Annotated in this window: 21 protein-coding genes; 7 read left to right on the forward strand and 14 right to left on the reverse strand. The window is 62.7% G+C overall.

What is annotated here, in order from left to right; all coding sequences use genetic code 11:
- Positions 1 to 1,439 (reverse strand): vWA domain-containing protein (locus V7N12_RS06110; RefSeq protein ID WP_333713407.1); only part of this gene is annotated, 1,439 nt, incomplete at its 3' end.
- A gap of 231 nt (positions 1,440 to 1,670) precedes the next feature.
- On the opposite strand from V7N12_RS06110, the gene uvrA reads away from it, so the two are divergent.
- On the forward strand, positions 1,671 to 4,541 hold the full coding sequence (uvrA, locus tag V7N12_RS06115; protein ID WP_333713408.1) for an excinuclease ABC subunit UvrA: 2,871 nt from the start codon (positions 1,671 to 1,673) through the stop codon (positions 4,539 to 4,541).
- Here uvrA and V7N12_RS06120 read toward each other — a convergent pair whose 3' ends face one another.
- From V7N12_RS06120 to V7N12_RS06145, 6 genes are all read right to left on the reverse strand, one after another.
- Positions 4,542 to 4,865 (reverse strand): OB-fold nucleic acid binding domain-containing protein, encoded by a 324-nt coding sequence (locus V7N12_RS06120; protein ID WP_333713409.1) that lies wholly within the window; start codon positions 4,863 to 4,865, stop codon positions 4,542 to 4,544. It lies immediately after the preceding gene.
- A 5-nt stretch (positions 4,866 to 4,870) separates the two neighbouring features.
- Positions 4,871 to 5,014, reverse strand: coding sequence for a hypothetical protein (locus V7N12_RS06125; RefSeq protein WP_333713410.1), 144 nt, complete (start codon positions 5,012 to 5,014; stop codon positions 4,871 to 4,873).
- 129 nt (positions 5,015 to 5,143) lie between these two features.
- Positions 5,144 to 6,010 carry a 3-hydroxyisobutyrate dehydrogenase gene (gene mmsB, locus V7N12_RS06130; RefSeq protein ID WP_333713412.1) on the reverse strand — a complete coding sequence of 289 codons (867 nt, stop codon included), beginning with the start codon at positions 6,008 to 6,010 and terminating at the stop codon, positions 5,144 to 5,146.
- Complete coding sequence (locus V7N12_RS06135) at positions 6,007 to 7,050, reverse strand: enoyl-CoA hydratase/isomerase family protein (RefSeq protein ID WP_333713414.1); 1,044 nt, start codon at positions 7,048 to 7,050, stop codon at positions 6,007 to 6,009. The genes mmsB and V7N12_RS06135 overlap by 4 nt, the downstream gene beginning before the upstream one ends.
- Positions 7,047 to 8,186, reverse strand: a complete 1,140-nt coding sequence (locus tag V7N12_RS06140; RefSeq protein ID WP_333713415.1) for an acyl-CoA dehydrogenase family protein — start codon at positions 8,184 to 8,186, stop codon at positions 7,047 to 7,049. Before V7N12_RS06140 ends, V7N12_RS06135 begins: the two co-directional genes overlap by 4 nt.
- A gap of 109 nt (positions 8,187 to 8,295) precedes the next feature.
- A complete protein-coding gene (locus tag V7N12_RS06145; protein ID WP_333713416.1) occupies positions 8,296 to 9,795 on the reverse strand; it encodes a CoA-acylating methylmalonate-semialdehyde dehydrogenase in 1,500 nt (499 codons plus the stop codon).
- A gap of 104 nt (positions 9,796 to 9,899) precedes the next feature.
- Between V7N12_RS06145 and V7N12_RS06150 the strand changes: the two genes are divergently transcribed.
- The 4 genes from V7N12_RS06150 to V7N12_RS06165 all read left to right on the forward strand — a co-directional run bounded on the left by V7N12_RS06150 (position 9,900) and on the right by V7N12_RS06165 (position 12,617).
- The gene (locus V7N12_RS06150; RefSeq protein WP_333713417.1) at positions 9,900 to 10,802 is read left to right on the forward strand and encodes a LysR family transcriptional regulator; all 903 of its coding nucleotides are present in this window, start codon (positions 9,900 to 9,902) and stop codon (positions 10,800 to 10,802) included.
- 37 nt (positions 10,803 to 10,839) lie between these two features.
- The gene (locus V7N12_RS06155) at positions 10,840 to 11,274 is read left to right on the forward strand and encodes a CBS domain-containing protein (protein ID WP_333713419.1); all 435 of its coding nucleotides are present in this window, start codon (positions 10,840 to 10,842) and stop codon (positions 11,272 to 11,274) included.
- A 66-nt stretch (positions 11,275 to 11,340) separates the two neighbouring features.
- Positions 11,341 to 11,835 carry a pantetheine-phosphate adenylyltransferase gene (gene coaD, locus V7N12_RS06160; RefSeq protein WP_333713420.1) on the forward strand — a complete coding sequence of 165 codons (495 nt, stop codon included), beginning with the start codon at positions 11,341 to 11,343 and terminating at the stop codon, positions 11,833 to 11,835.
- Entirely contained in the window at positions 11,832 to 12,617 is a 786-nt protein-coding gene (locus V7N12_RS06165; RefSeq protein WP_333713421.1) for an alpha/beta hydrolase, read from the forward strand. Before coaD ends, V7N12_RS06165 begins: the two co-directional genes overlap by 4 nt.
- A 25-nt stretch (positions 12,618 to 12,642) precedes the next feature.
- Here V7N12_RS06165 and V7N12_RS06170 read toward each other — a convergent pair whose 3' ends face one another.
- From V7N12_RS06170 to tkt, 4 genes are all read right to left on the reverse strand, one after another.
- Complete coding sequence (locus V7N12_RS06170) at positions 12,643 to 12,801, reverse strand: hypothetical protein (protein WP_333713422.1); 159 nt, start codon at positions 12,799 to 12,801, stop codon at positions 12,643 to 12,645.
- A gap of 183 nt (positions 12,802 to 12,984) precedes the next feature.
- Complete coding sequence (gap, locus tag V7N12_RS06175; protein WP_333713423.1) at positions 12,985 to 13,986, reverse strand: type I glyceraldehyde-3-phosphate dehydrogenase; 1,002 nt, start codon at positions 13,984 to 13,986, stop codon at positions 12,985 to 12,987.
- A gap of 72 nt (positions 13,987 to 14,058) precedes the next feature.
- The gene (locus V7N12_RS06180; RefSeq protein ID WP_333713424.1) at positions 14,059 to 14,202 is read right to left on the reverse strand and encodes a hypothetical protein; all 144 of its coding nucleotides are present in this window, start codon (positions 14,200 to 14,202) and stop codon (positions 14,059 to 14,061) included.
- An 87-nt stretch (positions 14,203 to 14,289) separates the two neighbouring features.
- Positions 14,290 to 16,308, reverse strand: a complete 2,019-nt coding sequence (gene tkt / locus V7N12_RS06185) for a transketolase (protein ID WP_333713425.1) — start codon at positions 16,306 to 16,308, stop codon at positions 14,290 to 14,292.
- 234 nt (positions 16,309 to 16,542) lie between these two features.
- On the opposite strand from tkt, the gene V7N12_RS06190 reads away from it, so the two are divergent.
- The gene (locus V7N12_RS06190; protein ID WP_333713426.1) at positions 16,543 to 17,001 is read left to right on the forward strand and encodes a hypothetical protein; all 459 of its coding nucleotides are present in this window, start codon (positions 16,543 to 16,545) and stop codon (positions 16,999 to 17,001) included.
- Positions 17,002 to 17,004: 3 nt separating this feature from the next.
- Positions 17,005 to 17,391 (forward strand): cell division protein ZapA, encoded by a 387-nt coding sequence (locus V7N12_RS06195; protein ID WP_333713427.1) that lies wholly within the window; start codon positions 17,005 to 17,007, stop codon positions 17,389 to 17,391.
- Positions 17,392 to 17,428: 37 nt separating this feature from the next.
- Here the strand turns inward: V7N12_RS06195 and grxD are convergent, their stop codons facing one another.
- From grxD to purL, 3 genes are all read right to left on the reverse strand, one after another.
- The gene (grxD, locus tag V7N12_RS06200; protein ID WP_333713428.1) at positions 17,429 to 17,788 is read right to left on the reverse strand and encodes a Grx4 family monothiol glutaredoxin; all 360 of its coding nucleotides are present in this window, start codon (positions 17,786 to 17,788) and stop codon (positions 17,429 to 17,431) included.
- A 68-nt stretch (positions 17,789 to 17,856) separates the two neighbouring features.
- Positions 17,857 to 18,087, reverse strand: coding sequence for a BolA/IbaG family iron-sulfur metabolism protein (locus V7N12_RS06205; RefSeq protein WP_333713429.1), 231 nt, complete (start codon positions 18,085 to 18,087; stop codon positions 17,857 to 17,859).
- Positions 18,088 to 18,188: 101 nt separating this feature from the next.
- A complete protein-coding gene (gene purL / locus V7N12_RS06210) occupies positions 18,189 to 20,348 on the reverse strand; it encodes a phosphoribosylformylglycinamidine synthase subunit PurL (RefSeq protein WP_333713430.1) in 2,160 nt (719 codons plus the stop codon).
- Positions 20,349 to 20,504: the final 156 nt, after the last annotated feature.

Below are 20,504 nucleotides of genomic sequence, written 5' to 3' on the forward strand. Positions count from 1 at the left end.
GCGCCGATCTCGGTCAGGGTGATCGGGACAGTCACAAGGATCCGGCGGTCCTGATAGAGGAAATAGCTGATCTCGTAGTCGCCGGGTTCGGTCGGCATGGTCAGCATCTGGGTCTTCTCGCCGCGTGTGTAAAAGAGGTTCTCCCACCGCTTGTTGGCCTCGGCCCCGACGCGGCCGATGCCGATGTAGTCGTTATGGTAATCCGGACCCTCCCAGGTGATGGCGATATCTTCGCCCACCAGTGCCTCGGCGGGGGCGGTGATGGTGGCCGCCACAGGGGTCAGCGTGATCGGGGCTTGGCCGATGGGGGTGCGCCCGTCGTAAAGGAAATAGGTGATCAGGTAGTCGCCGGGGAGGGTCGGCATCAGCAGTTCGCCGGGATTGCCCTCGCGCGTATAGAACAGGTTCTCCCAGCGCTTGTTCGCCTCGGCACCGACCGCGCCGACACCGACATAGTCGCGGTCCGCGTCGGGGCCGTCCCAGCCGACCTGCACGGTGGAACCGGCGGGGGCCTCGGACGGGGCGATGATGCGGGCGGTGGGGATCCTTTCTTCGAACAGCACCTGCACAGCCGTGGTCCCGCCCGAGATCGCGACGAATTGGGCGGTGCCGCTGACCTCATCCACGACCGAATAGGCGGTCGCGGTATAGGCCCCTTCGGCAAGGTCGTAAGTCAGCGGATTGCCCGCGGTGTCGCTGGCGAGCGTTTCGCCGTTGCCCGTGATGGTCCAGAGCACCGGGGTGTCGATCAGGCGCGCGTCATCGCCGATCAGGGCGGTGAAGGTCACTTCGATCAGCGCCGGTTCGGGTTCCGGCTCGGGCGCGACCGCAACGGTCTGCAGCGCAGAGGTGAGTTCTTCGGCGTTCGCGGCGGTTGTGAACGTGCCGCCGGTATTGTCGGCAAGGCACTTCATCTGTGCCAGCGCCTCGGGGTCGGTGACGTCGAAACCGACCACATGCGCGGTAAAGTCGATGCCCGCTTGTTCCAGTGCTGCCGCAGCGGCGCAAGGGTCGGGGTTGCAGGTTTCGATCCCGTCCGAGACGAGGATCACGGTGGCCTTCTGCTCGGTGTAGCGCAGGGCCTCGGCTGCGGCGATGATGGCGTCGGTCATCGGGGTCGACCCGCGGGGGTTGATGCCGTTGACCGCGTCGCGGATCGCTTGGGTGGTGCCGGCCGCAGGGGCGACCACGGTTTCGATATCCGCACAATTGCCGCGTTCGCGATGCCCGTAGACGGTCAGGCCGAGGTTTTGGTCGGCGGGAAAGTCATCAAGCAAGGTGCCGACAACCTCGCGGGCGATGACGATCTTGTTGACACCATCGATCTGCCCCCACATCGAGCCGGACCCGTCCAGCACGAGGATTGTGTTGGATGGCTCTTGTGCAATGGCGGATGTGGCGAGGCTGGCTGCAAGCAGGCCGGAAAAAATGCGTTTCATGATGGCTCCGTCAAAATTTTGGGACAGGACACCATTTTTCGGATCGTTCACAAAGCGTGAATTGGCCCAAAGCAGAAAAAAGTCGTGCCCTTGCCGCGCCAAACCGCCCCAAATGGTGGCGTCGATCGAATTTCGGTGGAAAAGTCCTTTATGTTCCCTTAATGTTCCAGCAATGGGGTGGCGATGTCGGAACGCGCTGCTATCTGTGCTCTATACGCCTCGGGGGTCGTGATGACGGAACTCAAAAACATCGAAGTGCGCGGCGCGCGCGAGCATAATCTCAAGAACATCGACGTCGATATCCCGCGCAACCAGCTGGTGGTGATCACGGGGCTGTCGGGGTCGGGCAAGTCGTCGCTGGCCTTCGATACGATCTATGCCGAGGGGCAGCGGCGTTATGTGGAATCGCTGTCGGCCTATGCGCGCCAGTTTCTCGACATGATGGAAAAGCCGGATGTGGATCACATCAGCGGCCTGTCGCCCGCGATTTCGATCGAGCAGAAGACGACGTCCAAGAACCCGCGTTCGACCGTGGGCACGATCACCGAGATCTACGACTACCTGCGTCTGCTTTTCGCCCGTGCGGGCACGCCCTACAGCCCTGCGACCGGCCTGCCCATCGAGGCGCAGCAGGTGCAGGATATGGTCGACCGCGTCATGGCGATGCAAGAGGGGACGCGCGGCTATCTGCTCGCCCCGATCATCCGCGACCGCAAGGGCGAATACCGCAAGGAGTTTCTGGAGCTGCGCAAGCAGGGCTTCCAGCGGGTCAAGGTGAACGGACAGTTCTACGAGTTGGACGAACCGCCCACGCTGGACAAGAAGTTCCGCCATGACATCGACGTGGTCGTGGACCGGATCGTCGTGCGCGAAGGGCTGGAGACGCGGCTGGCGGACAGCTTCCGCACCGCACTCGATCTGGCGGACGGAATCGCGATTCTCGAGACCGCCCCGGCCGAGGGTGAACCCGAGCGGATCACATTCTCGGAAAACTTCGCCTGTCCGGTATCGGGCTTCACGATCCCCGAGATCGAACCGCGTCTGTTTTCCTTCAACGCGCCCTTCGGGGCCTGTCCGTCCTGTGACGGTCTGGGGGTCGAGTTGTTCTTTGACGAACAGCTTGTCGTCCCCGATGTGACGCTGAAGATCGCGGATGGTGCGCTGGCCCCGTGGCGCAAGGGCAAGTCGCCGTATTTCCTGCAAACCATCGAAGCCATCGCCAAGCATTACGGGTTCGACAAGAATGCCCGCTGGAAGGATCTTGACCCGAAGGTGCAAGAGGTGTTCCTGCGCGGCTCGGGCGAGGAACAGATCAAGTTCCGCTATGACGAGGGCGGGCGCGTCTATCAGGTGGAACGCGCCTTCGAGGGCGTGATCCCCAATATGGAACGCCGCTATCGCGAAACCGACAGCAGCTGGATCCGCGAAGAGTTCGAGCAATACCAGAACAACCGCCATTGCGGCACCTGCGGCGGCTTCCGCCTGCGGGCCGAGGCGCTGGCGGTCAAGATCGGCAAGCCGGATGCCTTGCTGCACATCGGCCACGTGGTGCAGATGTCGATCAGGGAAGCGCTGGACTGGTGCCGGTCCGTGCCCGACGCGCTGAGCAAGCAGAAAAACGAAATCGCCTTTGCGATCCTCAAGGAAATCCGCGAGCGGTTGGGGTTCCTCAACAATGTGGGGCTGGATTATCTGACGCTGTCGCGCAATTCCGGCACGCTCTCGGGGGGGGAAAGCCAGCGGATCAGACTGGCCAGCCAGATCGGATCGGGCCTGCAGGGGGTGCTCTATGTGCTGGACGAGCCGTCCATCGGATTGCACCAGCGCGACAACGACCGCCTGCTGACGACGCTGAAGAACCTGCGCGATCAGGGCAATACGGTGATCGTGGTGGAACACGACGAAGAGGCGATCCGCGAGGCGGATTATGTCTTCGACATCGGCCCCGGTGCAGGTGTGCATGGCGGGCAGGTGGTGGCCAAGGGCACGCCTGGGGAAATCATGGCCAATGAAGCGTCGATCACCGGACAATATCTGGTGGGCAAGCGCGAAATCGCGGTGCCTGCCACCCGCCGCAAAGGCAAGGGCAAGGCGCTGAGGGTGGTGAAGGCCACGGGCAACAACCTGCAAGAGGTCACCGCCGATTTTCCCTTGGGCCAGTTCGTCTGCGTGACGGGCGTTTCCGGCGGCGGCAAGTCCACCCTGACCATCGAGACGCTGTTCAAGAACGCCTCGGTCAAGCTGAACGGCGCGCGCCAGACACCCGCGCCTTGCGAGACGATCAAGGGGTTCGAATACCTCGACAAGGTCATCGACATCGACCAGCGGCCGATCGGGCGGACGCCTCGGTCCAATCCAGCGACCTATACCGGCGCCTTCACCCCGATCCGCGAATGGTTCGCGGGGATGCCCGAAGCCAAGGCGCGGGGCTACAAGGCGGGGCGGTTCAGCTTCAACGTCAAGGGCGGGCGCTGCGAGGCCTGTCAGGGCGATGGTGTCATCAAGATCGAGATGCACTTTCTGCCCGACGTCTATGTGACCTGCGAGACCTGCAAGGGCGCGCGCTACAACCGCGAGACGCTGGAGATTAAGTTCAAGGGCAAGTCGATTGCCGATGTGCTGGACATGACGGTCGAAGACGCGCAGGGGTTCTTTGCCGCAGTGCCTTCGATCCGCGAAAAGATGGACGCGCTGATGCGGGTGGGTCTGGGCTATATCAAGGTCGGCCAGCAGGCGACGACGCTGTCGGGCGGCGAGGCGCAGCGTGTCAAGCTGTCCAAGGAACTGTCGAAGCGGTCAACGGGCCGGACGCTGTATATTCTGGACGAACCGACAACGGGTCTGCATTTCGAGGATGTGCGCAAGCTTTTGGAAGTGCTGCACGAATTGGTCGATCAGGGCAATTCGGTGATCGTGATCGAACACAATCTGGATGTGATCAAGACCGCGGACCATATCATCGACATCGGCCCGGAAGGTGGCGATGGCGGTGGCCGGATCGTGGCCATAGGCACGCCGGAAGAGGTGGCGGAGGTCGCGGACAGCCATACGGGCCGATATCTGAAAGAAATCCTATCGGCCCGTCGCGTTGCGGCTGAATGATCAGTTGTAGTCGTGCTGGAAGGTGAAGGTCTCGCCCTCGCTGGTTTCCAGTGATTGCGCGTAGATCTCCAGTTTGAGGCCGTCATCGACGATCCCGCTGACGGTGACGGCGCTGCCGACCGCGACCGGCACAAGGTTCGGGCCGAGATAGATTTCGACCTCGCCGCTATCATCGCGCAGCACGAAGGTATCCTCGTCGGTGATCCGGTCGACGATGCCGCTGATGGTGACCTGGGTTTCGGGCTGCAGGTCCGCGATCGTCAGATTTGCGAAGGCCATGCCGGGAAAGGCAAGAGAGAGGCTTGTGAGAATGGCTTTTTTCATGGTGATCAATCCAGTGCGATGCCGACAAGAAGCAGGGCGATCAGGGCGCCTGCCGCGACCATCCAACCCTTGAGGTTGAGTGTGACGTCTGACTTGAGCCAGTGCATCACACCAGCTTTCGGATGGTCTTGTGCATGTTGTTCGTCCATTGATGTCTCCTTTTTCCTGACTGAATAGGTCAGAAATCGGGATCGGTCATAGGGATTTCAATAACCGCCGGTTTGACAGAACGTCGCAGCCCATCGGGGTTGGCGCGAAACCGCCAAGTGGCACAAGCGCTAGTTGCGCCCGCGCTTTTCGAACCGTGGCAACATGGCCGAGAAATCGCGGCCCGCGCCATCCTCGGCCTCGACGAATGCCGCATAGAGTTCCATGGCGGCCAAGCCCATGGGCGTGTCGGCGTCCGCAGCTTCGGCGGCCATCTGGCTGAGGCGCAGGTCCTTCAGCATCAGCTCTGCGGCGAAACCGGGTCTATAGCCATTGTCGGCAGGGCTTTGCGGTCCGATGCCGGGGGCGGGGCAATAGGTGTTCATGCTCCATGACGAACCCGAGGACGTGCTGACCACGTCGAACATCGCCTGCCGGTCCAGCCCCAGCTTGTCGGCCAGCACGAAGGCCTCGCAGGTGGCGATCATGGTGACGCCGAGGATCATGTTGTTGCAGATTTTCGCAGCCTGTCCGTTGCCCGCGTCGCCGCAATGCACGGCCTTCTGGCCCATGATGTCGAAGAGGGGGACAAGGGTGTCAAAGGCGGCTTTCGGCCCGCCTGCCATGAAGGTCAGCGTGCCGTTGGTCGCCCCGCCGATCCCGCCCGAGACGGGAGCGTCGATGGCGGAAAGACCTGCCGCCTCGGCCATGGCGGCAACGGCGCGGGCGCTGTCCACATCGACGGTGGAACAATCCAGATGCACGGCACCGGGTGTCATCGCGGGATGGATTTCGGCGGCGACGGTGCGCAGGATCGTGCCATTGGGCAACATGGTGATGACCACATCGGCACCCTCTGCCGCCTCGGCGGCGCTGGCGGCGAGGGTCAGGCCATCGGGCGCTGCCACCGTGTCGAAGCCCAGAACCTCATGCGTTCTGGCGAGATTGGCGGCCATCGGCGCGCCCATATTGCCCAAGCCGATAAATCCGATTTTCATGCCGCGTCCTCCCATTGCAGCGCGTCCTTGCCAAGGGGCATCAGCATCCGTGTCACGTCGAGCGTTCGCACATCCTGCCACGACCCGTGCTGCCATCTGGGGGTGCGGTCGCGGTCGATGATCGCGGCGCGGATACCTTCGATGAAATCGCCCTGTTCGACGCAGCGGAAGGTATAGCGGAATTCCTGATCCAGCGCGTTCTCGATGCGCATCCCGTTGCGGACGCGGTGGATGATCTCGACCGCGCAGGTCATGGCGAAAGGCGCGTTGCGGGCCATCAAGGTCTGCGCGTGTGTCACGGCGGGGCCGGGGTCTGCGGGCCATGCGCGGTAGATGTCACCCAAGGTGTCGCCCGCAAAATTCGCGTCGATCTCGGCCTGCCACAGGGCGAGGCGGCTTTCGGGGGCGGGGGTGACGTATGGTGCGATGACCTCTGGATCACCGGTTTCGGCCAGTTGCGTCTTCAGCGCGTCCCAGCCGTCTTGCGCAATGAAGCTGTCGGCAAAGCCCGCATGGATCGCATCGGCGGCGTCCATCCGGTCGCCGGTGACGCCCAGAAACTCGCCCAGACGTCCGGGCGCGAGCGCCAGCATCAGCGAGCCGCCGACGTCAGGGACAAGACCGATGGAACATTCCGGCATGGCGATCCGGCTGGTGTCGCAGACGATCCGGTGGCTGGCGTGGCAGCCGACGCCGACACCGCCGCCCATGGTGAAGCCGTGCAGGAAGGTGACGATGGGTTTGGGATAGAGGAATATCTTGCGGTTCAGCCGGTATTCGTCGCGCCAGAAGCGGCGGCCATAATCAAGATCGCCGCGCTGGCCGCTGGCATACATCTGCGTGATATCGCCGCCGGAACAGAAAGCGCGCTCGCCCGCGCCGTCGATGATGACCAGTTTGACCGTCGGATCGCCTTGCCACATGGTCAGGGCGGTCTCGATCTCGAGGCACATCTCCCATGTCAGCGCGTTCAGCGCCTGCGCCCGGTTGAGGGTGATCCGGCCGGCAAGGCCGTCGGTCCTGATGGTCAGATCGCTCATTTGCCGATCATCCCTCGTGCTGTGATCAAGCGCATGATCTCGTTCGTGCCTTCGAGGATCTGGTGCACCCGCAGGTCGCGCACGATCTTTTCGATACCGTAGTCCGCCAGATAGCCGTAGCCGCCATGCAGTTGCAGGCAACCGTCCGCGACCATGCTGCCGGTTTCGGTGCAAAGCTTCTTTGCCATGGCGCAGAATTGCGTGGCATCGGGCGCGCTGCAGTCCAGTTTCCATGCCGCCTGCCGCAGGAAGGTGCGGGCCGATTGCAGGGCGATCTCCATATCCGCCAGCCGGAACTGCAGGGCCTGAAACTGGTCGATGCTTTGGCCGAAGGCGCGGCGTTCGGCCATATAGGCCAGCGTCCGGTCAAGGGCCGATTGCGCCGCCCCAAGCGAGCAGGCGGCGATATTCAGGCGTCCCCCGTCAAGGCCCGCCATGGCATAGGCAAAGCCGCGCCCTTCCTCGCCCAGCAGGTTTTCGGCGGGGGCGGTGGCGCGATCCATCTGGACCTGCCGTGTCGGTTGCGATCTCCAGCCCATCTTGGCCTCGAGCCCGCCGAAGGAAAGCCCGTCGCTCCCGTCTTCAATCACGATGGCGCTGATCCCTTTCGGACCATCCGCGCCGGTGCGGGCCATCACGATATAGGCGTCCGCGTATCCGCCGCCGGAAATGAAGGCCTTGGTGCCGGTCAGGCTATAGCCTTTGTCTGTGCGGTCGGCCCGTGTCTTGAGAGCCGCGGCATCCGACCCCGACCCGGGCTCGGTCAGGCAATAGGCCAGGAATGCCTCCATCCTGACGGCCTTGGGCAAAAGACGATCTTTCAGGGCGTCGATTCCGTAGCTTTCGATCATACGGGCGCACATATTGTGGATCGACAGGAAGGCCGCCACCGAGGCGCAACTCTGCGACAGCGCCTCGAAGACCAGCGTCGCATCAAGCCGCGAAAGGCCGGCGCCGCCGTGATCTTCGGAAACGTAAAGCCCGCCGAAGCCAAGCTCTGCCAGTTGCGGCCAGAGCGCGCGGGGGATGGTGCCGTCCGTTTCCCATGTGCGGGCGTGGGGCGCGATATGGTCCTGTCCGAAGGCAAGGGCCATGTCGAAGATCGCGGTTTGCTCTGGGCTGAGGGCGAAGTCCATGACGCTCTCCGGTTCGCATTGAACGGTCGTTCACAGCTTTTCCGAAGCCATGGCCGTTGGCAAGTCAAGGTCGCAAAAAGGCCCACCTTTTCGGGTGGGCCTTCAAGGGTCATTCCATCACGGGGATCGAGAACTCGCCGCCTTCCTTGGTGCCGGATGGCCAGCGGGCGGTGACGGTCTTGGTCCGCGTGTAGAACTTGAAGGCGTCGGGGCCGTGCTGGTTCAGATCGCCGAACATGGATTTCTTCCAGCCGCCGAAGGTGTGATAGGCCAGCGGCACGGGGATCGGCACGTTCACACCGACCATGCCGATGTTGATGCGCGCGGCAAAGTCGCGGGCGGTGTCGCCGTCGCGGGTGAAGATCGCGGTGCCGTTGCCGTATTCGTGGTCAAGGGCGAGGCCGATCGCCTCTTCATAGGTCTTGGCGCGGACGGTCGAAAGGACCGGCCCGAAGATCTCTTTCTTGTAGATGTCCATGTCCTTGGTGACGTGGTCGAAAAGGTGCGGGCCGACGAAGAAGCCGTCTTCATAGCCTTGCAGTTTGAAGTTGCGGCCATCGACGACCAGTTTCGCGCCTTGTGCGATACCGGATTCGACCAGACGTTCGATATTGGCCTTGGCGGCGGCGGTCACCACGGGGCCATAGTCGACGTCGTTACCGGCAGTATAGGGGCCGACCTTCAGCGCCTCGATCTTGGGCACCAGTTTTTCGATCAGGCGGTCGGCGGTGTCGTCGCCCACGGGAACCGCGACCGAGATCGCCATGCAGCGTTCACCAGCAGCCCCGTAGCCCGCGCCCACCAGCGCGTCGGCGGCCTGATCCATATCGGCGTCGGGCATGATGATCATGTGGTTCTTGGCACCGCCGAAGCACTGCACGCGCTTGCCCTGGGCACAGCCCGTCCCGTAGATGTATTCGGCAATCGGGGTCGAGCCGACAAAGCCCACCGACTGGATGATCGGATCATAGAGGATCGCATCCACAGCCTCTTTGTCGCCGTTGACGACCTGCATGATGCCCTTGGGTAGGCCTGCCTCTTCCAGCAGTTCGGCCAGCATCAGCGGCACGGAGGGATCACGCTCGGATGGTTTGAGGATGAAGGCATTGCCGCAGACGATGGCGGGGGCGCACATCCACATCGGGATCATCGCGGGGAAGTTGAAAGGGGTGATGCCTGCGGTGACTCCAAGGGGCTGTTTCATCGAATACATGTCGATGCCGGGGCCTGCGCTGTCGGTGAATTCACCCTTCAGAAGGTGCGGCGCGCCGATGCAGAATTCCACCACTTCCAGACCACGGATCACGTCGCCCTTGGCATCGGGCAGGGTCTTGCCGTGCTCGCGGCTCAGGGCCTCGGCCAGTTTGTCCATGTCGCGGTGCAGCAGGTCCACGAATTTCATCATCACGCGGGCGCGGCGCTGCGGGTTGACGGCGGCCCATGCGGGCTGCGCCTTGGCGGCGGTGGCGACGGCCTGTTCCATCTCGGCCTTGTTGGCCAATGGCACCTTGGCCTGTACCTCGCCGGTGGCGGGGTTGTAGACATCGGCAAAGCGGCCGGACGTGCCTTTGACGTGTGCGCCGCCGATGTAATGGGTCAACTCTTGCATGGGGTCCTCCGGGAAATTCTGATCGCCACCCTTATAGACTTGCGTTTTTTGGCTCAAAAGAACCAATATTCAAAAATCATTTTGCAAAAACGCAAGGGCGATCCATGGACAACTGGGACGATCTGCGGGTGTTTCTGGCGGTGGCGCGGGCCGAGGGGCTGACGGGGGCGGCAGGCACGCTCAAGATGGACCCCTCGACGCTGGGTCGCCGCATTGCGCGGCTGGAACGGTCGGTCGGGGCCGCCTTGTTCGTCAAGTCGCCGCAAGGCTATGCGCTGACCGACCTTGGCGCGCGGATGCGCGAGACGGCGGCCGAGGCCGAACGTCACCTGTTGCGCGCGCTGGACGAGGGGCAGGGTGCCGCCGATCAACTGACCGGACAGATCAGGATCGGTGCGCCTGACGGGGCTGCGAATTTTGTCCTGCCACAGGTGGTGGCGGCGATTCAGGCGCAAAACCCCGACCTCGAGGTGCAGATCCTTGCGCTGCCGCGTGTCGTGAACCTGTCGCGGCGCGAGGCGGATATGGCGATCACGGTCAGCCCGCCTGCGGCGGGGCGGCTGACGGTGCAGAAGATCACCGACTACCGGCTGCATCTGGCGCAGCGGGCGGATGCGCCGCCTGTCACCTCGCTGACGGACCTGAAATCAAGGCGCATCGTCGGTTATATCCCCGACATGATCTTCGACAAGGAACTGGACTATCTGGGTGCCCTTGGTGTCGGAACGGTGGACATGGCGTCGAATTCCGTCGCTGTCCAGTTGCAGCTGATCCGGCAGGGTGGCATCGGCGTGGTGCATGACTTTGCCCTGCCGTTCGCGCCCGAGCTTCAGCGCGTGCTGACCGCCGAGGTCACGCTGAAGCGTGCCTTCTATCTGGTGCGGCACACCTCTGACCGCCATTCCGACCGTCTGACCCGCTTTGCCGCCGCTTTGCGCAAGGGGATGGCCGATGAAGTCATGCGGCTGGAACACACGGCAAGCTTGACAGCCAGCGCCTTGATTTGAGACGCTGAAATATAGACGTTAGCGTAGGGAGGACGCCATGCTCGTATCTCAAATCCTCAAGTCCAAATCTGAACTTGGCGTCGTGTCGGTCAAACCGATGGCAACAGTGTCCGAAGCGGCCAAGCTTTTGTCCGAGCACAGGATCGGGACCGTCGTGGTCTCGCGCGATGGCGAGGCGCTGGATGGCATCCTGTCCGAGCGCGACATCGTGCGCGAGCTGGGCAAGCGCGGGGCAGGGTGTCTGGTCGATCCGGTCAGCGCCCTGATGACCAGCAAGCTGACCACCTGTAGCCCCAGCAATACGGCGCTGGAAGTGCTGGAGATGATGACCGAGGGCCGGTTCCGCCATTTGCCCGTGATCGAGGACGGCAGGATGATCGGCCTGATTTCCATCGGTGACGCGGTCAAGGCGCGGCTGGCGGAACTGTCGATGGAAAAGGCCTCGCTCGAAGGCATGATCATGGGCTACTAGCCCCGTCTTGCATTCTCAACCAGTATCATGTTGCTTGGCGCGACTGACGGCCACAAGGGGGCACCCATGCGCGTAGGACTTTATCCCGGCACCTTTGATCCGGTCACGCTGGGGCATCTCGACATCATCCGGCGCGCCTGCACGCTGGTCGACCGGCTAGTCATCGGGGTCGCGATCAACCGCGACAAGGGGCCTTTGTTCACGCTGGAAGACCGGGTCGCCATGGTCGAGGCCGAGGCGACGCCTTTGTCGCAGGCCTCGGGCTGCGAAATCGTGGTGCATCCGTTCGAGAACCTGCTGATCGACTGTGCCCGTGATGTGGGCGCGGGGGTCATCATTCGCGGTCTGCGGGCCGTTGCGGATTTCGAATATGAATACCAGATGGTCGGCATGAATCGGGTTCTGGACGACAGTATCGAGACTGTGTTTTTGATGGCCGAGGCCGAACATCAGGCGATCGCCTCGAAGCTGGTCAAGGAAATCGCCCGCCTCGGCGGGGATGTGTCGAAATTCGTGACCCCTGCGGTCAACACGGCCTTGCGCCAACGCATGTCACCGTGAACTGGCTTTGGATGCTGGTCGGGACCTATCTGCTTTACGCGACCGTGATGGTGGTCGCGCATTCGCGGTTCATCTACCCCTTCGGACCTGATCCCTTCGATGACCCCAGCTTTACGCAAGAGATCGTGGGGCCGCGCGAGGTCGCCATGGCCTTGTCCACAGGTGAAGATCCGGTCGCGGTGTTGTTCTTCATGGGCAACGGCGGGGCGCTGGCCTATTTCACCTTTTCGCTGCAGGCCCATCAGACCGCCGGGCGCACTGTCGCCGCAATTGAGTATCCCGGCGGTGGCGGTATCCCCGGACAGGCGTCAGAGACCGGTCTGAAGGCCGACGCGCTGACGGCCTATGACTGGTTGGCGGCCCGCCATGACGGGCCGATTGTCGTGCATGGTTACTCGATGGGGACGGGGCTTGCAGTCCATGTGGCGGCCCGACGTGAGGTGGCGGCGGTGATCCTCGATGCGCCTTACGTCCGGATGTGCGAATTGATGACCCGCGCCTCGTATCTGCCCGCCTGCTACATGCCGTTCGTGCAAAAGTGGGACACCGCGCGGGATGTGCCGCGCGTCACGGCTCCGGTTCTGATCCAGCACGGTGAGAGCGATCAACTGATCCCGCCTGCCAACGGCGCGCGGCTGGCTGACCTTTTCTCGGATGCAGGGGTGCGCGTGTCCTTGCAGGTCCTGCCGGGCGGGACACACAACAATCTGGCGGGGCATCCCGATTATCGCGAGAACATATCGGGTTTTCTGGCTCAGGCGGTGGTGGTCCCGCCTGAGTGATCTTCGCCGAAGGGGCGCGTGGCCCTTAGCCGTAGATGGCCTTTGCCGCGATCTTGCTTGCGTCCTCGCGGAACATGCCGAGGTCGATGGCGGTTTCCACAGGCATGGCCTGAAGCTCGTGCTTCAGACGGGTATAGGCAACGCGCTTTTCGATTGCGGTCCGAACGGTCGTCAAAACAGTCATTTGCGTGCTCCTTTCGTGGTGTTCGCTTTGCTGTTGACCCAGACCTAATCTTTCTGCGCTGCAGCACAACTGACAGTTAGCGCAACCAGCCTTGCAGTTTTTGCATGGCGGGATGTGCCGTTTGCCCAAAAAAGAAGCCGGCCACGGGGGCCGGCTGCCAAAGCGTCGCGGAAAGTTGCGATATCAGATCAGTTTGCCCATCGCGACGGCAGTATCCGACATCCGGTTCGAGAAGCCCCATTCGTTGTCGTACCACGTCAGGATGCGGACCATGTTGCCATCGAGCACCTTGGTCTGGTCCATGTGGAAGATCGAGGAATGCGGATCGTGGTTGAAGTCGCAGCTGACCATCGGCAGGTCGGTATAGCCGAGGATGCCCTTCAGTGGGCCGTCGGCGGCAGCGCGGATCGCGGCGTTGACCTCTTCTGAGGTGGTGGCGCGGGCGGCCTCGAAGGTCAGGTCCACGCATGAGACATTGGGGGTCGGCACGCGGATCGCCACGCCATCGAGCTTGCCGTTTAGTTCCGGCAGCACCAGTCCCACGGCCTTTGCAGCACCGGTCGAGGTGGGGATCATCGACAGGGCTGCGGCGCGCGCGCGATAGAGGTCCTTGTGCATCGTGTCCAGCGTCGGCTGGTCGCCGGTGTAGCTGTGGATCGTGGTCATGAAGCCCTTGTTGATCCCGATGGTATCGTTCAGCACCTTGGCCACAGGCGAAAGGCAGTTGGTGGTGCAAGAGGCGTTCGAGACGACGATGTCATCGCCGGTCAGCGTGTCGTGGTTGACGCCAAAAACGATCGTCTTGTCGGCATCCTTGCCGGGGGCTGAAATCAGCACGCGGCTGGACCCGTTTTCGAGATGCGCCTGACAGGCCTCTTTGCTGGCGAAAATGCCGGTGCATTCCATCACCACATCCACATCCGACCATGGCAGGTCGGCGGGATTGCGGATTGCGGTGACCTTCATCGGGCCACGGCCCACGTCGATCGTGTCATCCGTGGTCTTCACCTCGGCCGGGAAGCGGCCATGCACGCTGTCAAAGCGCAGCAGGTGGGCGTTGGTCTCGACCGGGCCCAGATCGTTGATTGCGATGACTTCGATGTCGGTGCGGCCACTTTCGATGATCGCGCGCAGCACGTTGCGGCCAATCCGGCCAAATCCGTTGATTGCGACTTTGACGGCCATGGGGTTCTCCTTTGGCGTTCAATTTTGGCGCAAAGATTGCGCTTTTTGCAAAAAGGTCAACCGGCAATCCTGCTAGCGCCAAAAGGCCATCCACTCGATCAGGTCAATGAACTTGCGGAACAGAAAGACGGTATTGGCCCAGTCATACCGATAGAAATCGAACGCCAGAAGAGCGGCGACAATCAGGGCCAGCCAGATTGCGAGTTTGTTGGTCATGCGCATCGGTGTAGTGCGAAGCGCGGCGAATGGCAAAGGGCCTGTGGCGGTGCCCCGACGCCATGTCGCGGGGCACCGGCCTTTATCCTATTTGAGCAGCGACTTGACCTTTTCGGCGGTCGCCTGCGGGGTGATCCCGAATTCCTCATAAAGACGCTCGGCAGGGGCGGAGGCCCCAAAGCCGTGCATCCCGATGAAGCCGGATTTTTCACGCTTGCCGCGCTCGCCGTAAAGCCAGCGGTCCCAGCCAAAGCGGATGCCGGCCTCGATGGCGACGCGGACCGGCCCACCGGGCAGAACGCGCTTGCGGTACGCCTCGTCCTGTTCCTCGAAGAGTTCCCAGCAAGGCATCGAGACGACCCGTGTGCCGATCCCCTCGGCCTGCAGGATGTCGCGGGCGGCCATGGCGATGCTGACCTCGGACCCGGTGGCCAGCAGGATCGCCTGACGCTTGCCCTCGGCGTCGGCCAGAACATAGCCTCCTTGCGCGGTGAGGTTCCTGGTCTTGTGCTCGGTCCGTAGCGTGGGCACGTTCTGGCGGGTCAGGGCCAGCACGTTCGGCGTCTTGTCCGAGGTCAGCGCCAGTTCCCATGCCTCGGCGGTCTCGACCGTATCGGCGGGGCGGAAGACGTTGATGTTCGGCGTGGCCCGCAGCATGGCGAGGTGTTCGACCGGCTGGTGTGTCGGGCCGTCCTCGCCCAGACCGATGGAATCATGGGTCATCACATAGGTGACCGGCAGACCCATCAGGGCCGAAAGGCGCATCGCACCGCGGGCGTAATCGGTGAAACACATGAAGGTCCCGCCATAGGGTTTGGCCCCGCCATGCAGCGCCATGCCGTTCATCGCAGCCGCCATGCCGTGCTCGCGGATGCCGTAGTAGATGTAGCGGCCCTTGCGCGTATCGGGGTGGAAGGTGCCCAGATCCTTGGTCAGCGTGTTGTTCGACCCTGTCAGGTCGGCGGACCCGCCAATGGTTTCCTGCATGATCGGGTTGACCACCTCGAGCACCATTTCGGACGATTTGCGCGTCGCGACCGAGGGTGCCCCTTCGGAGACCTGCTTTTTGAGGGCGCGGATCGTGGCCGAAAGGCGCTTGGGCGCTTCGCCTGCGTAGATGCGGTTGAACTCGGCCTGCTTGTTGGCCGAAAGGGCGGCAAAGCGGTCTTGCCAGGCCTTGCGGGTCGCCGCGCCACGGGCGCCGATGGCACGCCATGCGGCCAGCACATCCTCGGCCACTTCGAAATCGCCCATCGGCGCACCATAGGCGGCCTTTGCGGCTTCCAGCTGTTCGCGGTTGGTCAGCGCGCCATGCCCCTTGGAGGTATCTTGCGCTGCGTGCCCCAGCGCGATATGGGTCTTGCAGGCGATCATCGAGGGGCGCGGGTCAGCCTTGGCGGCGGTGATGGCGGCGTCGATGGCCTTTGGGTCATGGCCGTCGATGGATTGCACATGCCAGCCCGAGGCCTCGAACCGCATGGGCTGGTTGGTGGCATCCGCGATATCGACGGTGCCGTCGATGGTGATGTTGTTGTTGTCCCAGAAGACGATCAGGTGGCCAAGTTGCTGCATCCCCGCCAGCGCGATCGCTTCCTGGCTGACACCTTCCATCAGGCAGCCGTCGCCCGCGATCACATAGGTGAAGTGGTCGACGATCTTCTTGCCCCATGTCGCGCGCTGGATCTCCTCGGCGATGGCGAAGCCGACGGAATTGGCGATGCCCTGACCCAGCGGGCCGGTCGTCGTCTCGATCCCGCGGGCATGGCCGTATTCGGGATGACCGGCGGTGCGGGCGCCCCACTGGCGGAAGTCCTTGATCTGTTGCAGCGGCATATCCTCGTATCCGGTCAGATACATCAGCGCATAAAGCAGCATCGACCCATGCCCCGCCGAGAGGATGAACCGGTCGCGGTCCGGCCAATCAGGAGCCTTGGGGTCGAAGTTCAGGTGGTTTTCGTAAAGAACCGTCGCCACATCCGCCATGCCCATCGGCATGCCGGAATGGCCAGAGTTCGCAGCGGCGACCGCATCCAGTGTCAGCGTCCGGATCGCTGTGGCTTTTTTCCAGTGGTCGGGGTGGGCGGCACGAAGAGCTGCAATATCCAAGATCAGGGTCCTATCTTTCAAACGGGCTTGCGTTGGCCAGCGTCATATCAGGGTCGGGTGCAAGATCAAGCGTGACGGCTAAGTTCCTCTTATTTCACGCAAGCTGCGGTTTGCGAGACGCAAGAGCATGGCTTAGGCTTTTCAAGAGTGTGAACGATTCGTCCAGACGGGTTTGGCCGAGCGGACATGAACCGCGCCAGCAAGGTGAAACGCCGATGGTGAAAGGACGCCAGAATGAGTGACATCAGTTCCCTTGAAAACCGGATTACCGCAGCACTTGACCGGATCAGGGCCGGTCTGGACAGCCGTCCAGCCGTCGATGCCGCCCCGTCCGCGGCCTTGCAGGACGCTCTGGCCAAGGAAAAGGCCGCGCATGCGGACCTGGCGCAGCGGTTTGCGGCCCTCAAGGACCGTCACGAGGGGCAGATGGCCGCACTGACAGCACGCCTCGAAAGCCAGATCGCCCAGATGGCCGCGCTGGAGGCCGAATTGCAAAAGCTGCGGGCCGCCAACCTGCAATTGCGCGACATGAACGGGAAACTGCGCGCCTCTGTCACAGAAGGGCTGACCCCCGAGGTTCACGAGGCGTCACTTGCGGCAGAGATCGCCGCGCTCGAGGCGCAGCGCGCGGCGGACACCGCCGAGATGGACGCCATCATCGCCGAACTCAAACCCCTGATCGCGGAGGGCTAAGGGATGCCACAGGTCGAAATCACGATCGGCGGACGCATATTCGAGGTGGCCTGTCAGGACGGAGAAGAACATTTTCTCTATTCCGCCGCCGGTATGCTGGATGTCGAGGCGCAGACGCTTTCGGCGCAGATCGGACGCCTGCCGGAATCGCGGATGTTGCTGATGGCGGGCCTGATGCTGGCCGACAAGACGGCCGAGCTGGAAGACAAGGTCAAGTCGCTGGAAGGAGAGGCGGCCGAGCTGCGCGCAGCGATCGAGACCTTGAAGTCACAGCCCGCACCATCGGCGCAGAGGATCGAAGTTCCGGTGATCCCGCCTGCGGTGAGGGAAGCGCTGGCCGAAATCGCCGCCCGGGCCGAGGCGCTGGCCGAAAGGGTCGAGGGTCAATAGGGCGGAACGGGGGACCAAAGGGTCGCCCCCCGATGCCTCAGGCGTTCGCATCGCGGATCTGGTCGGCCTTTTCCTTGTCGAATGCGATCCCGCTTTGCGTGAACAGCGCATCGAGTTCGCCCGACAAGGTCATTTCGGTGATGATGTCGCAGCCGCCGACGAATTCGCCCTTCACGTAAAGCTGCGGGATCGTCGGCCAGTCGGAATAATCCTTGATGCCCTGCCGGATCTCGTCGTCGGCAAGCACGTTCACATCGGTGAAGTCCACACCCATGAAGTTCAGGACACCCGCCACCCGCGAGGAGAACCCGCACTGCGGCATGGTCTTGGTGCCCTTCATGTAGAGCACGACATCGTTTGCGGTGACGGTCTCTTTGATCTTGTCTTGGGCGGTCATGTCTTCTTTCCTTTTGATAACCAAAATCTTTGACGATTTTGGGCCGGATTTTTCGAAAAGTCCGGCGGTTAGTCCGGTGCGCGGGTGGTCAGCCCCAGTGCATGGATTTCCCCGCTGTCGACCTTCGGCTTGATGATCGCCATCACGGCGCGTTGCTGCTGGATGCGGTTCATGCCACGAAAGCTTTCGTCGATCACGAGGCCCTGAAAATGCACGCCGTCCTCGCCCTCGATCTGCACGGTCGCGTTCGGCAGCTGTTGCTTGATCAGGGTTTCGATCTCATGGGGGGTGATGGGCATGGGGCATCCTCTGACAGCTTATGTCCAAATTAAGGGCGTCGCGCCGGATGGACAAGTGGGGAGCCTCCGGCGGGGATATTTTTGGGCCAATAATAACGGTGTCAGGCGACCGCGGCGGCAAAGGCGCTGCGGTAGAGATGACTGAGTTCGGCAAGCGGGGCGCTTTGGCTGCCGAAGGTGATCTGATGGCCGCCCACCTTGCCGACCGTCGCAAGCGTGACACCGGCGCGGCTGGCCGCGACCATCAAGGCCTCGGCCTGATCGAAATTGCAGGCGATCAGGTAACGCCCCTGATCCTCGCCGAAGAGGGTGGGCGTGTCCTCGGCATCAAGTGTCACGCCGACGCCCGCGTGTTCGGCCATCTCGAAGGCCGCAAGGGCAAGGCCACCGTCGGCCAGATCGGTGCAGGCCTTGATCCATGCGCAATTGTCACGGATGAAATCGCCGTGGGCCTTTTCCTGTGCGAGGTCCACATGCGGGGCATCGCCTTCGGCGCGGCCATAGACCTCGGCCAGGATGGCGGATTGACCGAGGTGGCCATGTGTCTCGCCAAGCAGCAGCAGAACGTGGCCTTCGCGCAGATCGCCGGTGATCATCTGGTCGGGGTGGCTGATCAGCCCGACCGCCCCGATGGTGGGGGTGGGCAGGATCGCGCGGCCGTCGGTTTCGTTGTAAAGCGAGACATTGCCGGACACGATCGGCATGTCGAGCGCCTTGACCGCTTCGCCGATCCCTTGGATCGCGCCGACGAATTGTCCCATGATCTGCGGCTTTTCGGGGTTGCCGAAGTTCATGTTGTCGGTGGTGGCAAGGGGTTTGGCGCCCACTGCGGTCAGGTTGCGATAGGCCTCGGCCACCGCCTGCCTGCCGCCCATCACGGGGTTGGCCTTGACGTAGCGGGGGGTGACATCGCTGGTGAAGGCAAGCGCCTTGTCGGTGCCGTGCACGCGCACGATGCCGGCACCGGCACCGGGTATGCGGGCGGTATCACCCATCACCTGACTGTCGTATTGTTCATAGACCCATTGCTTGGCTGCATAGTTCGGACTGCCGATCAGCGCCTTCAGCCCGTCGATGGGCATGACGTTCGGAACATCGCCCAGCGGCTCGGGGGTGGGTGTCGGTTCCCATGGCCGGTCGTATTCGGGGGCCGCGCCCGAGAGTGTCGCCAGCGGCAGATCGGCCCAGACCTTGCCTTTGTGTTCGATGATGAAGCGGTCCTCGGCGATGGTCTCGCCCACGATGGCGAAATCGAGATCCCATTTTTCGAAGACGGCGCGGGCCTCGGCCTCGAGCTCGGGCTTGAGGACCATCAGCATCCGTTCCTGACTTTCGGACAGCATCATTTCGTAGGCGGTCATGTTCGCTTCGCGCTGCGGGACCGCATCGAGGTTCAGGCGCACGCCGAGGCCGCCCTTGTCACCCATCTCGACCGCTGAACAGGTCAGGCCCGCGGCGCCCATGTCCTGGATCGAAATCACCGCACCAGTGGCCATCAGTTCCAGCGTGGCTTCCATCAGGCGCTTTTCGGTGAAGGGATCGCCGACCTGCACGGTGGGGCGCTTTTCCTCGATCGTGTCGTCGAATTCGGCCGAGGCCATGGTCGCCCCACCGACACCGTCGCGGCCCGTCTTCGCACCAAGGTAGACAACCGGCATGCCGACACCCGACGCGGCGGAATAGAAGATCTTGTCGGTATCGGCCAGACCGGCGGCAAAGGCGTTCACAAGGCAATTGCCGTTATAGGCCGGATCAAAGCGGACCTCGCCGCCGACCGTGGGCACGCCGAAACAGTTGCCGTAGCCGCCGATGCCCGCGACCACGCCATTGACCAGCTGGCGCGTCTTGGGGTGGTTCGGTTCGCCGAAGGAAAGCGCGTTCATCGCCGCAATCGGCCGCGCGCCCATGGTGAAGACATCGCGCAGGATACCGCCCACGCCGGTTGCCGCACCCTGATAGGGTTCGATGTAGCTGGGGTGGTTGTGGCTTTCCATCTTGAAGATGACCGCCTGTCCGTCGCCGATATCGACGACACCGGCATTCTCGCCGGGTCCGCAAATGACTTGCGGGCCGGTTGTGGGCAGGGTGCGCAGCCATTTCTTGGAGGACTTGTAGGAACAATGTTCGTTCCACATCGCCGAAAAGATACCCAGTTCGGTGAAGGTCGGGTCGCGTCCGATGATCTCGAGGATGCGGGCGTATTCATCCGGCTTCAGGCCATGGGCGGCGATCAGGTCTTCGGTGATGGCTGGCTCTTGCATGACATTTCCCCGCGTCTGCTTGCGCGTTGCTTTATGCCAAGGGGCGGGGCGGGGCAACGGGTTTGCAAGGAAGGTGGAAAGCAAAAAAAAGCCGGGCACGAGGCCCGGCTAAGTCCAACAGGGAGGTTGAAGGGGTGAGCGCGGAGCGTCATCACC

Origin of the sequence: Yoonia sp., assembly GCF_036770585.1 — a bacterium.
Lineage (GTDB): Bacteria > Pseudomonadota > Alphaproteobacteria > Rhodobacterales > Rhodobacteraceae > Yoonia.